The following is a 201-nucleotide window of genomic DNA, read 5'->3' as shown; positions in this document are numbered from 1 at the left end:
CACTGCCGTGTTCGCGTCCACTACACAGTATCTGACACAACACCAGCAACCAGACGTTGCCCTAAGTGTTTGTCGGTGGCCTATAGCAGCAGGGAAACGCCCGGTACCCATTCCGAACCCGGAAGCTAAGCCTGCTAACGCTGATGGTACTGCAACCGGGAGGTTGTGGGAGAGTAAGAAACCGCCGACACCAAACAACAA

1 rRNA gene is annotated in these 201 nt (G+C 55.2%); it reads left to right on the top strand.

From position 1 onward, the window contains the following. The first annotated feature begins 71 nt into the window (after positions 1-71). Positions 72-190 (top strand): 5S ribosomal RNA (gene rrf / locus HMPREF2604_RS07100). Positions 191-201 lie beyond the last annotated feature (11 nt).

This window comes from Corynebacterium sp. HMSC055A01, assembly GCF_001809405.1.
Taxonomy (GTDB): Bacteria; Actinomycetota; Actinomycetes; order Mycobacteriales; family Mycobacteriaceae; genus Corynebacterium; species Corynebacterium hesseae.
The sequence above is the reverse complement of the archived record's forward strand: the minus strand, read 5'-3'. Positions and strand labels throughout refer to the sequence as shown.